Origin of the sequence: Azospirillum agricola (assembly GCF_020005195.1) — a bacterium.
Taxonomy (GTDB): domain Bacteria; phylum Pseudomonadota; class Alphaproteobacteria; order Azospirillales; family Azospirillaceae; genus Azospirillum; species Azospirillum agricola.
The window spans coordinates 282169-294511 of the sequence record NZ_JAIFZR010000008.1 but is presented as its reverse complement, the minus strand read 5'-3'; the positions used below and the strand labels follow the sequence as shown (position 1 = coordinate 294511).

The 12343-nt window shown below is 65.3% G+C and carries 15 protein-coding genes and 2 pseudogenes; 13 read left to right on the top strand and 4 right to left on the bottom strand.

Annotation, left to right across the window (positions count from 1 at the left end; genetic code table 11):
- Nucleotides 1–23 precede the first annotated feature (23 nt).
- Together JN22_RS33720 and JN22_RS33715 are read right to left on the bottom strand one after the other, a co-directional pair.
- Nucleotides 24–793: pseudogene (locus JN22_RS33720) on the bottom strand (IS3 family transposase); the annotation flags it as partial.
- A gap of 63 nt (nt 794–856) precedes the next feature.
- Nucleotides 857–1126: pseudogene (locus JN22_RS33715) on the bottom strand (transposase); the annotation flags it as partial.
- Nucleotides 1127–1245: 119 nt separating this feature from the next.
- Here JN22_RS33715 and istA point away from each other — a divergent pair.
- The 3 genes from istA to JN22_RS33700 all read left to right on the top strand — a co-directional run bounded on the left by istA (nt 1246) and on the right by JN22_RS33700 (nt 4358).
- Nucleotides 1246–2766 carry an IS21 family transposase gene (gene istA, locus JN22_RS33710; protein WP_085558250.1) on the top strand — a complete coding sequence of 507 codons (1521 nt, stop codon included), beginning with the start codon at nt 1246–1248 and terminating at the stop codon, nt 2764–2766.
- Nucleotides 2753–3484, top strand: a complete 732-nt coding sequence (gene istB / locus JN22_RS33705) for an IS21-like element helper ATPase IstB (RefSeq protein ID WP_085558249.1) — start codon at nt 2753–2755, stop codon at nt 3482–3484. Before istA ends, istB begins: the two co-directional genes overlap by 14 nt.
- Before the next feature lie 442 nt (nt 3485–3926).
- On the top strand, nt 3927–4358 hold the full coding sequence (locus JN22_RS33700; protein ID WP_143269039.1) for a glucose-6-phosphate exchanger SLC37A4: 432 nt from the start codon (nt 3927–3929) through the stop codon (nt 4356–4358).
- A gap of 34 nt (nt 4359–4392) precedes the next feature.
- On the opposite strand, the gene JN22_RS33695 is transcribed toward JN22_RS33700, so the two are convergent.
- On the bottom strand, nt 4393–5043 hold the full coding sequence (locus JN22_RS33695) for a hypothetical protein (RefSeq protein WP_179166350.1): 651 nt from the start codon (nt 5041–5043) through the stop codon (nt 4393–4395).
- A gap of 14 nt (nt 5044–5057) precedes the next feature.
- Nucleotides 5058–5525, bottom strand: coding sequence for a helix-turn-helix domain-containing protein (locus tag JN22_RS33690; protein WP_085558248.1), 468 nt, complete (start codon nt 5523–5525; stop codon nt 5058–5060).
- Between the two features lie 149 nt (nt 5526–5674).
- Here JN22_RS33690 and JN22_RS33685 point away from each other — a divergent pair, with 149 nt between their 5' ends.
- The 10 genes from JN22_RS33685 (at nt 5675) to JN22_RS33640 (ending at nt 12343) form a co-directional block, all read left to right on the top strand.
- On the top strand, nt 5675–6013 hold the full coding sequence (locus JN22_RS33685; protein ID WP_085558247.1) for a helix-turn-helix domain-containing protein: 339 nt from the start codon (nt 5675–5677) through the stop codon (nt 6011–6013).
- A 40-nt stretch (nt 6014–6053) separates the two neighbouring features.
- On the top strand, nt 6054–6539 hold the full coding sequence (locus tag JN22_RS33680; protein WP_143269037.1) for a hypothetical protein: 486 nt from the start codon (nt 6054–6056) through the stop codon (nt 6537–6539).
- A 214-nt stretch (nt 6540–6753) separates the two neighbouring features.
- Complete coding sequence (locus tag JN22_RS35295; RefSeq protein WP_179166349.1) at nt 6754–8712, top strand: Mu transposase C-terminal domain-containing protein; 1959 nt, start codon at nt 6754–6756, stop codon at nt 8710–8712.
- Complete coding sequence (locus tag JN22_RS33670; protein WP_085558244.1) at nt 8705–9457, top strand: AAA family ATPase; 753 nt, start codon at nt 8705–8707, stop codon at nt 9455–9457. The genes JN22_RS35295 and JN22_RS33670 overlap by 8 nt, the downstream gene beginning before the upstream one ends.
- Nucleotides 9458–9463: 6 nt before the next feature.
- Nucleotides 9464–10069 (top strand): hypothetical protein, encoded by a 606-nt coding sequence (locus JN22_RS33665; protein WP_085558243.1) that lies wholly within the window; start codon nt 9464–9466, stop codon nt 10067–10069.
- The gene (locus tag JN22_RS33660) at nt 10066–10413 is read left to right on the top strand and encodes a hypothetical protein (RefSeq protein WP_085558242.1); all 348 of its coding nucleotides are present in this window, start codon (nt 10066–10068) and stop codon (nt 10411–10413) included. Before JN22_RS33665 ends, JN22_RS33660 begins: the two co-directional genes overlap by 4 nt.
- Complete coding sequence (locus JN22_RS33655; protein ID WP_085558241.1) at nt 10400–10654, top strand: hypothetical protein; 255 nt, start codon at nt 10400–10402, stop codon at nt 10652–10654. The genes JN22_RS33660 and JN22_RS33655 overlap by 14 nt, the downstream gene beginning before the upstream one ends.
- Complete coding sequence (locus JN22_RS33650; RefSeq protein WP_085558240.1) at nt 10651–11340, top strand: hypothetical protein; 690 nt, start codon at nt 10651–10653, stop codon at nt 11338–11340. The genes JN22_RS33655 and JN22_RS33650 overlap by 4 nt, the downstream gene beginning before the upstream one ends.
- Nucleotides 11337–11588, top strand: a complete 252-nt coding sequence (locus JN22_RS33645) for a hypothetical protein (RefSeq protein ID WP_085558239.1) — start codon at nt 11337–11339, stop codon at nt 11586–11588. Before JN22_RS33650 ends, JN22_RS33645 begins: the two co-directional genes overlap by 4 nt.
- On the top strand, nt 11585–12343 hold the full coding sequence (locus JN22_RS33640; protein ID WP_223678029.1) for a DUF3164 family protein: 759 nt from the start codon (nt 11585–11587) through the stop codon (nt 12341–12343). The genes JN22_RS33645 and JN22_RS33640 overlap by 4 nt, the downstream gene beginning before the upstream one ends.

Here is a 12343-nt window from a genome sequence, read left to right as displayed (position 1 = left end):
GCCCCGTTTGGGTGGACACGGGTTCACGCAGATCTTAGCTCGGCCTGTTCGGGGGTGATGTATCCGATGGCCGAGTGGGCGCGTTGGCGATTGTCGTAGGTTTCGATGTAGGCGAACAGCTCGCGGCGCGCCTGGTCGCGGGCTTCGAAGCGAGTACGATGGAGCAACTCGACCTTGAGAGTGTGGGAGAAGCTCTCCATGGGAGCATTATCGTAGCAGCAGCCCTTGCGCGACATGGATTGCCGCATCCCGGCCGCCTGCAACAGGTCCCGGTACTCCCAGGAAGCCTACTGACTGCCGCGGCCGGAATGCTGGGTGAGGCCCACCGGCGGCCTTTGGCGCGGGATGGCCATGACCAGGGCCGAGATGGCGAGTTCGGCGCGCATATGCGCATTGCCCAGCCAACGATCTTCCGGGTCGCCAAGCCGAGGACAGCCGCCAGATACAGCCAGCCTTCAGCGGTGGGCAGGCAGGTGATGTCGGCAAGCCAGACCCGGTTGGGCTCGGCCACCTGGAAGGCCTGGCCCAGCAGATCGGGAGCGACTGGCAGGCCATGGCGGCTGTCGGTCGTGACGGGCTGGAACCGGCGTGCGGCGGCACCCCGGATGCCGTGCCGGCGCATCGGACGCGCCACCCGGCCCCGGCTGGCGGCGACGCCCTCCGCACGGAGGGCTGCATGCACGCGCGGGCTGCCATAGCGGCCATGGTGGCGACCATGAACGCGTCGGACCTCGACCAGAAGCTGTCGGTTGGCAGCGGCCCGCTGGCTTTCCGGCCGCCCACGCCACGCGTAGTTGAGATGGCCCCCGTTTCCCGGACAGATTTGCGGCTTTGCTAAGCTTGGTTCAGGTCCGTGTCATGCCGCCAATCTGATGGGGTCCGGTGTGCCCTGGTAGGCCTCCTCCGGGGTTCTGCCGCCGAGCGCGGAGTGCGGACGGTCCATGTTGTAGTAATCGATCCACCGGCCGATCCCGGCTCTGGCCTCACTGCCGGTCTCGAAGGCGTGGAGGTAGACGCACTCGTACTTCATCGATCGCCACAGCCGCTCGATGAAGACGTTGTCCATCCACCGGCCGCGCCCGTCCATCGATACCCCGATGCCGGCCGCGGTCAAGAGGCCGGTGAAGTGTGCATCGGCCTGCAACACTGGGCCAGTTTCAGGGGTGATCGGCGTCCAATAACCAGCCACCCCTGATCTGGCAGACTACGACCCTGGGTTTGGACGACAGGGTGGGGCGGACAGGGATGTTGACGGTGGAGACGATCGCACGGATACGACGCGAGCACGCGAAGGGGAAAAGCATCCGGGCCATTGCCCGGTCGCTGAAGGTGTCGCGGGAGACGGTGACGAAATACCCGCGCTCGGGCGAGACGGCGCCGCGCTACGAACGCCAGCACCAGCCGCTTCCGAAGTTGGCCGGGTTCCAGGAGGAGCTGGAACGGCTGATCACGGAGAACGAGCGGCGGCCGGTGCGTGACCGGCTCGACTACCTGGGGCTCTTCGGACGGCTGAAGGATGCCGGGTTCCAGGGCGGCTACGACACGGTGCGGCGCTACATCAAGCGCTTCAAGCAGCGCCAGCCGCCGAGTGGGCCGGTGAACGCCTACGTTCCGCTCACCTTCGCCCCGGCCGAGGCGTACCAGTTCGACTGGGCGGAGGAGTGGATCATCCTGGACGGGGTGACAGCCAAGGTGCAGGTGGCCCATGCCCGCCTGTGCCACAGCCGCATGCCGTTCGTGGCGGTCTACCCGCGCCAGACCCAGGAGATGGTGTTCGACGCCCACGCCCGTGCCGCGGCCTTCTACGGCGGCCTGTGCGAGCGCGGCATCTACGACAACATGAAGACGGCGGTGGACGCCGTATTTGTCGGCAAAGAGCGCCGCTTCAACCGCCGCTTCGCCCAGATGTGCTCGCATTACCTGGTCGAGCCGGTGGCCTGCACCCCGGCTTCGGGCTGGGAAAAGGGCCAGGTCGAGAACCAGGTCGGCACCTTGCGCCAGCGGCTGTTCACGCCGCGGCTGCGGGCCAAGACGCTGGAAGAGGTGAACGAACGCCTGCACGACGAGGTGATCGTCTGGGCCCAACAGACGTCGCATCCAGAGGATAAAAGCCGGACGGTGTGGGAGGTGTTCCAGGCGGAGCGGCCGGCGCTGATCACCGTGAGCGATCCTTTCGACGGCTTCCACGAGGCCACGCTCAGCGTCTCGAAAACCTGCCTGATCCACTTTGACCGCAACCGCTACAGCGTGGCCGCGGTCGCCGCCGGAAAGCCGGTGCAGGTCCGCGCCTACGCGACACGGATCGTGGTGTGGTTCAACGGGGCGATCGTCGCCGAGTACCCTCGAGCTTTCGGGCACGGCCACACGCGGTACAATCCGCTGCACTACCTTCCGGTTCTCGTCCGCAAGCCGGGGGCGCTGCGCAACGGGGCGCCGTTCCGGGACTGGGATTTGCCGCCAGCCCTGGCGACGGTGCGGACCCGCCTGGGCCGCGGCGACGACGCTGACCGGCAGTTCGTTGGCGTGCTCGCCGCCATCCTCACCGATGGCCTGGAGGCGGTGGAGGTCGCCTGCCGCGAGGCACTGGCGAGCGGTACGCACAGCCGGGACGTGATCCTGAACATCCTCGCCCGGCGCCACGACGTCACACCGGCACCGGCCATGGCGGTGCCGACGGCGTTGACGCTGTCCATCGAGCCGGCCGCCGACTGCGGGCGCTACGACCGCCTGCGCGCGGTGCGGGAGGGCTGCCATGGAACGGCATGAGCTGATGGCGCTGATGGCCGAGCTCAGCTTGGCCGGCATGCGTGCCGCCTACGACGAGGTGATGGGCGACGGGCTGAAGCGGCAGCGCACCGTCCAGCAGATCCTGGGCGATCTGCTGGCCGCGGAGCGGGCGGAGAAGCAGGCGCGCTCGATCCGTTACCAGCTCGGCGCCGCCAAGCTGCCCCTGGCCAAGACGCTGGCCGAGTTCGACTTCACCGCCAGTCCCCTCAACGAGGGGCTGGTGCGCGACCTGCACGATGGCGGCTTTCTGGAAACCCAGCGCAACGCCGTGTTCATCGGGGGAACCGGGACCGGCAAGACGCACATGTGCATCGCCATCACGGCCAACTGCGTGCGCCGCGGCGCCCGTGCCCGGTTCTTCAACGTCATCGACCTGGTGAACCGGTTGGAGGCCGAAGCCCGAACCGGGCAGGCGGGCAAACTCGCTGACCAGTTGACCCGCGTTGATCTCGTGGTGCTGGACGAACTCGGCTACCTGCCGTTCTCACAGAGGGGCGGCCAACTGCTGTTCCACGCGCTCAGCCAGTTGTACTCGCGGACCTCGGTGTTGATCACCACCAACTTGAGCTTCGCTGAATGGCCGACGGTGTTCGCTGGCGACGCCAAGATGACCACCGCTTTGCTCGACCGGCTGACGCATCACTGCGACATCCTGAAAACCGGCAACGAGAGCTGGCGGTTCAAGAACCGCTCCTGATCCAAAGCCTTCCCTCCGCCCGTTGCCCAGGGGGCCCACAGGCCCCTCCCGTGGACTCCCTGGACAACAGGTTCTGCAACCGCAAGCGTGGCTGGAAATTGCAAGCCGATGCCGGCTGGAAATTGCAAGCCGATTGACACTGCCGATCTTCCCTGAAGGCGGCAAACCCGCGTGCAAGGCTTTGTGGGGAGGTAGTTGGTTTGACATGAGAGGAGGGAGAGGAAACAATCGAAAGGGTTAGGTGGATCAATCGGTTGGCACGGCTGGAAGCGCTCGACGATTTGACGCGGAATGACCAGGATCGAGCGGAAAATGGAAAATCTTGCACATGCTTTGACACAAAACAGGTTGGTTCATTCCGTCTCGCGTCGATGGCATTTTGAGTTGACTGGCTAAGAGTGCGAGGGATCAATCAAGGCCACCACTCTCAGGGGAAGCCTCAATGACGCTCGTTATAATTTTACTGGCGATCATCGCAGCAACACTACTCTTTGGCGCAGCAGCCGTAATGAATGTATTCGGGATTATCGCGGGGTCAATATTAAGCATTATTGTTTTATCTATTGGCTGGGTAACAATAATTACGTATTGGGAAATAACGCTTGCAATTATCATGATTGCAATATTTCTGACGGCGATATTGCGAGTCCTGGTGGTTCGAAGAGAGCATATCGAACGACAGAAAATACAGGAAAAAGAAAAATCCGCCGAGCCATTTGAAAAAGATCTTCAAGGTTGGTATGAATATAAATCCGACCTTGAGCGCCGCAATATCCCACGTGATCATATCGGATACGCTGAAGCTGACGCAGCTATCAAAGAATTGGTTCAGCGTATTAAAGATGTCCGCAGTGGGAAATTGACGGCGCCATAATTTTATTCAAGCATGTGCCGGTGGATGTTTCATTTTACGAGCCTAGAGATTTTTTGAGTCCAGCCACATATCTATAGACTTTCTCAATCTGTTCAATGCTTAGATCAGATAAAGAAGATACGTGAAATTGTCCGTCCATATAGCCACGTACCCGTTCCTCAAAGCCGAGCTTACGCATATTTGTCTGAATATATTTGATGCGCCTGCTTCGCAGGCCATCATCTTCTTTCTGAGCAGCTGCTGTCCCGCTGAGGCGCCCAAGCCATTGCTGCAAATACCGCTCAGCCATACTAAATTTTCCGACTGGTATCATACGATTAGAGCCAACTTTCATTTTCATTCTTAAAGCACCCCAGACACGCTGGAACGTTGCGGGTTCCCGCTTTGTTAAGGTTTCTACACGAACAATTTCACTAACCAAGGCGTGTAACTTGCCCATCTGTGCTTCAGTGATGTGCTCAGTTCCTGGTTGTGGGATAGCAATTTCCTTGCGAACAACCCGCTCCGTCTTGATGACAGTAAAACTATTATTATTGCCGGTGATGATGTTACCGGAAACAGCAACCTCTGCGGACGGCTTCTGAGACCCTGACCGTCGGCGCGGAGTTGAAGCATATTCGAATATGTCCGCCACCCTTTTCCGTCGCCGGTCGCCGTCGTCACCGTTATTCCGAATCGCCATCATTCATCCCCAAGCATTTATGATACCAGACGTAAAATGCGCCCAACGATCTTTGGATCAGTTGTTGCGCTGTCCGTGTCATTTTCAATCGACATTTCATAAAGTTCGGTAAACACTTCGGCTTTCTTGTCAGGTGATAGGTCGCGTTTGTTCCGCCGCAGCCACTCTTCCACCAGACGAATGACATCCATCAGCGCTTGACGGTTGATTGGCTGCGAAGGCTGGGAACTCAGCGCTCCGGCCGCGACGTCAACCTCTTCACCGTGCCGCATCGGCTCGACACCCGTCGCCAGCCACTCTAGTCGAATGCCGGTTCGTGTCGCGATTTGGGCGGCATCAGAAATCTTAGGCTCTCGGTCGCCAGCGACCCAACCAGCCATTGTGCGCTGAGGAATTCCGCAAATTCGAGCTAAAGCCGTGACGTTGCCCGCTTCATCAGCGAGCTGGGCAAGGCGTGCCGCCAGCGTGCCTTGGTCAGAGTTCATAGGCTGAACCCTGACCGTAAGCGCGCTGGAAGTCTGACCAGCCAGAGTTCCAGCAAGCCTTTGACGGATAAGCGCAATTGAGCAAATAACGGCAATTATGAGCAAATTTAAACTCTGACCGCAAAATTGAGCTTGTTTGACGAGCGCGAATGAGCCAAATTTCAGCCATGGAACTTAAAACCTCAAGCTCAGACATCCCGAAAAAAGCCCGCGTCCGCGGGCCGTGGATTGTGTTTCGACTGCGTATCGCCGGGTCCAGCCTGTCGGCTTTAGCCGCCGAGTTGAGCGTGACGGTAGCAGCAGTCAGCGACGCGGTCACGAACGGGTCGTCCGAACGCCTGGAACGGGCGGTTGCCGAGAAGCTCCACCTACCCGTCCAGAAGCTCTTTCCCGAGCGCTACGACGCCGCCGGCCATCGCCTGCGTCCCAAGCGCAAACGTACCACGCCCCGCTCCCCCCGCAATGTCAAAGGTCAGGAGGCCGCGTAGGCATGAGCCATTCCTTTTCCGCGCTGGCGAGTACCTGGGCATGACGCGCCGCCGCCGTCACACTGGCACCAGCCCGCATCCGGCGCAGTTCAGCATGCTCCCGGATGTCTACTGCGCCCTGCCCAAACCTCCCGTCGCTCTGCCCGGCAGCCTGGGATGCGCAACGCGGGTTGCCGGTCTGGTTGCCTACGGCCTGGATCAAGCCCGCATCGAGCGCGGCCGTAGCCGCGATGATGTCGCCACCCGCATGTCGGAACTGACGGGCGAACGCATCACCCGTGACATGTTGAACGCCATGACGGCCGACAGCCATCAGGGGCATCGCTTCCCCTTGCAGTGGTTGCCCGCCTTCGCCGAAGCGACCGGTGAGTATACGTTGCTGACCCAGATCGCTGAGCTGGTCGGTGCCATGGTACTGATCGGGCAGGATGTGATCGCCGCCAAGATGGCCGAACAGGATCGCATCGCCGCCCAGGCGCAGGCTGAGAAGCGGCGCCTTGCCAAGATGGGCGGTCGCTATGCGTGACGCTCTGACGGCCAAAGAGATTGCGTCTCTGCGCTCCTGTCTTCCTGTTCCGGCGGAGAGTGAGTCCGGCACGATCCGGGTTCTCAAGCGGGACGGCTGGCCCTCTCGCCCTCGCAAGGGCAAGAGGGGCGGCGGCCTAGAGTACCCGATCGAATTCTGGCCGGCGCCGCTGCGCGAGGCTCTGACGGAGGCGGTCAAAGCCGGTGTGCCGGCTGTGCGCGCCATCCTTGAAATCGAAGACGGCGTCACGTCCAGCGCGCTGCCGGTCCCCACAACGCGGGCCGCCACTCCAGCCCCCGCCGTCGCCACCGAACCCGCGCGTCTCGCCGACTGGCAGCGGCGCACCCGCGACGCCCGCGCCGCAGTGCTGGCCGAGGTCGACCGCCTCCAGCTGCTCGGAGGTACGAGCACGACGCGTGCCGTCGCTCTCGTGGCCCAGGGCGCTCGCATCGGGCAGTTGTCGTCGGCGTTGTTGTCCTTGGTGCCGGTCGCCAACGCCCGCTCCCGCAAGGGTGAAGGCAACCGCACGCTGTCGGTCGAAACCGTGCTCCGTTGGTACCGCGCCCGCGCCGCCCACGGCATCGCCGGCTTGGTGCCCAAGGAAAGCAAGCCGGCGGCTCCGGTGCCGGTGTGGCTGGCGCCGCTGCTCAAGCTCTGGCGTCAGCCGCAGCACCCGTCGCTGCTCGCCTGTCTGGAAGAGCTGCCGAAGCACCTCCCCCCCGACATAACCGCACCGACCGAAACCACCGCTCGCCGCTGGATGAACAAGATGTCGATCCAGGAACGCAGCAAGGGCCGGTTGGGGCAGCGCGCCATGCTGGCACTGAAAGCCTTCATCAGACGCGACACGTCGATGTTGGAGCCGATGGACATCGTCGTGTCAGACGGCCACACATTCCGCGCCCGTTGCGCTCATCCGATCCACGGCAAGCCGTTCCAGCCCGAGGTGATGGCCGTCATGGACGCCGCCACCCGCTACGTCTGCGGCTGGTCGGCCGGGCTGTCGGAAAGCACGCACGTCGTGATGGATGGGCTTCGGCACGGCGTCTCCAACCTCGGCTTGTTCGCCATCATGTACACGGACCGGGGCAGCGGCTTCGTCAACGAGGTGACGGGCGACGAGCTGACGGGTTTCTACGCTCGACTACACTGCATCCACGAGAAGGCGCAGGCCGGCCGCGCCCAGGCCCGCGGCCTGATCGAACGCCCCAACCAGTCGCTGTGGCGCCGTTCGGCGAAGAAGCAGGTTTCCTACGTCGCCCGTGACATGGACCGCGAAGCGGCCCGACGGATCGACAAGTTGACCACTGACGACATCAAGCGGGCCGGCCGGTCCGACCTGTTGCCGAGCTGGCAGGAGTTGCTGACCTTCCTCCGGGCGGAAGTCGACGCCTACAACAACCGCCCGCACAGCAAGCTGCCGAAAATCCGGGATCCGCAGACGCTGGAGATGCGCCACATGTCGCCGGCCGAGTGCCTGCAATCCTGGCGGGACAAGGGCTGGCAGCCGATGATGCTCGACGCGGCCGAGATGGACGATCTGTTCCGGCCCTACGAGCGCCGCGCCACCCGCCGGGGCGAAGTCCAGCTCCCTTGGGGTCGCTACTACCATCAGCAGCTCGTCCAGCACCACGGTGATACGGTGCTGGTCGGCTACGACATCCACGATGGTGACCGGGTGTGGGTCCGGTCGGTGGAAGGCCGGCTGCTGTGCGTCGCGCAGCGGGACGGCAACGTCCAGCCCTACATGCCGGCCACGAAGGTCGAGCATGCCCGCAACGTCCGTGCCAAGGGGCGCGCCCGCATCGCCCATGACCGGCTGCGCGAGATCGAGCTGGAGCGGGCCGGGGCCGGGCCGCTGATCGACGTGGCCCCCGTCCAGTTGACGCCCGACCAGATCGAGGCGGCCGACGCGATGTACGCCGCGTTGGAGCCTCCGGTTCCCGCCGCCCAGCCCGTGGCGGCGGATGTCCGGCCGAATTTCGCGGACGACACGTCCTGGGCACGCTGGCTGGCGGCCCATCCGGACGGCGCCACCGACGACGACCGCAAGTATCTGGCGGAGCAGCTCCGCCGCAACCCCTTCCGCATGCTGATGGCGGCCGAGGACGTGTCCCTCGACGCGCTCGCCGCCATCGTGCGCAAACCCAAGGCCGAGAACAGCCATGCGTAACAAGTACATCAAGACGAGCAACACCACCCGCTTCCTGGCCAAGCTGGCTGCCTTGCAGGATCGCGGCGCCGAGGAAGCCTGCCTGATGGTGGTGGACGGGCCGCCCGGCCTGGGGAAGACCGAAACCGTCCAGTGGTGGGCCACTCAGCAGGGCGTGGTGTTCCTCCGCGCGAAGCAGGGCTGGACGCCGTCCTGGATGCTGCGCGAGTTGCTGGGCGAACTGTCCACGGCACCGCTGCACACGTTCGAGCGGATGTACGGCCAGACCCTGGAAGCCCTTGCCGCCCGGTCCCGGCTGTCCGTGCAGGAAGGCGGGCAGATGGCGGTGGTGATCGACGAGGTCGACCACATCGCCCGGCGCACCGATGTGCTGGAAACCCTGCGCGACCTGTCCGACATGCTAGAGATCCCGTTCATCCTGGTCGGCATGGATCGGGTGCGCAGTTCCTTGACGCGCCACCGTCAGATCGGCAGCCGCGTCGGTCAGTTCTGCGAGTTCCACCCCCTCACGCCCGAGGACACCGCCGCCCTGGTCAGCGGCCTGTCGGAGGTGTCGGTCGCCGGCTGCATGCTGGATTTCCTGCACCGTTCCTGCGGCGGCTACATCCGCGAGCTGAAGGAGGGGATCAAGTCGATCGAGCGGTGTGGCCGGCGCAACTCCGGGGCGGTGACCGTGGCGATGATGGCCGGGCAGGTGCTGCTGAACGACCGCACCTCGGGCCGCCCCATCACGGTCAAGGAGTAGCCGGCCATGGCCACCGAAACCGGCAACGCCACGCTGCAACAGGCCGTCCTCGCCGCGCTGTCGGACGCCGGGCGCTGCATCCCGTTCGACGAGCTGACCGGGCGAACGGGGTTGGCGGCGCATCAGGTGTCCCACGGCGCCCGCGGCCTGATCGAGCGCGGCTTCGTCGTGCGGCGGGAGCGGGGCTGCTACGAGGTGACGCAGGCCGGCGCCGATTTCAGGGCCACGGGAGCGCCGCTGAACGGCGGTCCGACCGGTTCGCTGCCCCGAATGCGGGCAGCGCCCAAATCCCTGCCGACGCGGCTGTGGCGCGCCATACGGATGCGCCGCAAATTCACCATCGGCGATCTTCTGGATCTGGCGGCTGGCGAGGAAACGTGCCCGCGCTCGCTGGCGCACCGGTACGTCCGCGCCCTGCAACAGGCGGGCTATCTGGCGGAGCTGCGCCCGACCAAGGTAGAAGGGCCGGGGCGACCGCCGGTCAAACGCTACGCACTGATCCGTGACAGCGGCCCCCTGACCCCGATTGCCCGCGCCAGGGCTTCCGAGGTGTACGACCCCAACACCGACACCGTCCATGCCCGCAACAGCCAGAGGGGCGACCAGCCATGACGGCGGCCGAGATCGAGACGGCCATGGCCCTACTGCGCGCCCGCGTCGAGGCGACCAGCATCGCCGCCACTGCCCGCGAGATTGAGTATTCCCGTCCCGCCGTCTCCATGGCCCTGGCGGGCAGCTACGTCGGTGGGCTGGACCGGATGGCGCGGCGGGTGATCGAGCGCTTCGGTGCCGTCGCCTGCCCGTATCTCGGCGAGGCCATCGCGATTGACGTGTGCAGCAAGCACCGCGCCCGCCCGATGCCCACGGGCTCCGCCCGCAGTTTCCGCCACTGGCAGGCGTGCCGCCAGTGCTCGTCCAACCCTGATCGCGCGAGAGGTTCCGATGCTGAGCGGTGATCTTCGTTCCCTGTGCGGCACCTTCCGGCGGCGGGTGGCGGCCTTCGACGGTCAGATCTTCATGGACAGCCATCAGGCCGCCAACGTGATCGGCCTGCTGGAGGCGCTGGCCGACCAAGCCGAGCGGCTGGAACAGCATGTCGTCCCCGCGTCGGCGCGGGACATCCCTGACGGCGTGATCGATCTGTCGGCCGAGCGTCGGCGCCGCGCCCAGTCTCCGGTCGGTGGAGACGCCGCATGAGCGCGCCCCAGGCTTATACCGACGCCACCCTCCTGCGCATGCTGCGCGCCTACGCCACGCTGGAGGCGGACGGCCAGACCATGTCGGCCATCGCGCTCGCCGAGCAGATCGGCATGGCGGGCGGCACCGGTCCCGGCCTGCGCCGCGCCTGCGTCGAGTGCGGCTGGCTGGATGTCGTCGAGCCGCCCCGCGGCAGCCTGCCCGGCCGGCTGCGGGTAACGTCTGCCGGCTGGGCTGCGCTGGACACGGGTGTGGCGGCGGCGCCGGTCAAGGCCGTGCCCTACAGCCGCGCCAAGGCCCTGCGCGCCCTGCGGCTGGTCGCCGACGCCGAGGCTGCCGGATCGACGATCAGCGGGCCGGACCTTGGCGTCGCTCTGGACTGCTCCGAACAGCACGGTGCGGCCATCCGTGCCGACCTCCTCAGTCGCGGCTGGGTTAGGGCGGCGGGCTGGCTGGGCCGCACCAGCGTGCTGCGGCTGACGGTGCTGGGGTGGGATGCGCTGGTCGATGCGCCGCCACCCCAGAAGGGAGGACAGTCCGCGCTCCGTCAGCGGCGGTGCCTGTGCTGCGGCAGCGACTTCGCGTCCGAGGGGGTGGGCAACCGCATCTGCACACCCTGCAAGGGCACCACCGCCTTCCAGTCCAGCGAGGTGACCTTGCATGCTGTCGCACGGTCGCGCCGATGACCGCGCTCCGGCCCGGCGCCCTGGTCGAGATCGACATCGCCACGGCCGAGGGCCGCCGCACCGTCATCCGCCGGATCTCAACGTGGCAGGACCGTGGCGGCGACCGCTACGCCTGCCTCCTCGCCGATCCGGACGGCGGCGGGCTGTCGTCCGCCACCCTGGCGCAGCACGCCGGCCGCTGGCTGTGCGTCTCGCTGCTGGTCGCCATCCAGCCGCCGCCCTCCGATCCCCGCCGGGGCCGGCCGTGACCGACGCCGGCACCCGCATCCAGGCGGCGCTGCACACCGCCTTTGGCCTCGCCCCGCCCACCGCTTCGCCGGCCCCCGCCGGGCCGGAGCGCTTCCCCGCCATTTTCTTCGCAGTGAAAGACGAACCCATGGACACCGTCACCACCACCACGATCCCGGCCGGCTACATGGCCGATGCCAAGGGCCGGCTGGTTCCCGAAGCGCTGGTCAAGCCGGTCGACAAGCTTCAGGACCAGCTCGTGCGCAAGCTGATGGGCTACGCCGACGCCCTGTCGGCTGAGGTCGCCCGCTTCAAGAGCCACACCTTCGACGACGTCGGTGCGTTCCTGGCGCTCTTGGCCGAGCAGTACGACGCCCAGCGCGGCGGCCAGAAGGGCAACCTGACCCTGACCAGCTACGACGGGACGCTGCGGGTGCAGGTCGCCGTCGCCGACAACATGACCTTCGGGCCGGAGCTTCAGATTGCGAAGAACCTGATCGACGAGTGCATCGCCGAATGGGCCGCCGACGCGAACGTCAACATCCGCGCCCTGGTCGAGCATGCCTTCCGCGTCGACAAGGAAGGGCAGGTCAGCCGGGACGGCGTTTTTGCCCTGCGCCGCGTGGCGATCGAAGACGACAGGTGGCAGCGGGCCATGGCGGCGATTGCCGACAGCGTGCGGATCGAAGGAACCAAGACCTACGTCCGGTTCCACCGCCGACCGACGCCCGACGCCCGTTGGGAAGCCGTCACCATCGACCTTGCCAGCGCGTGA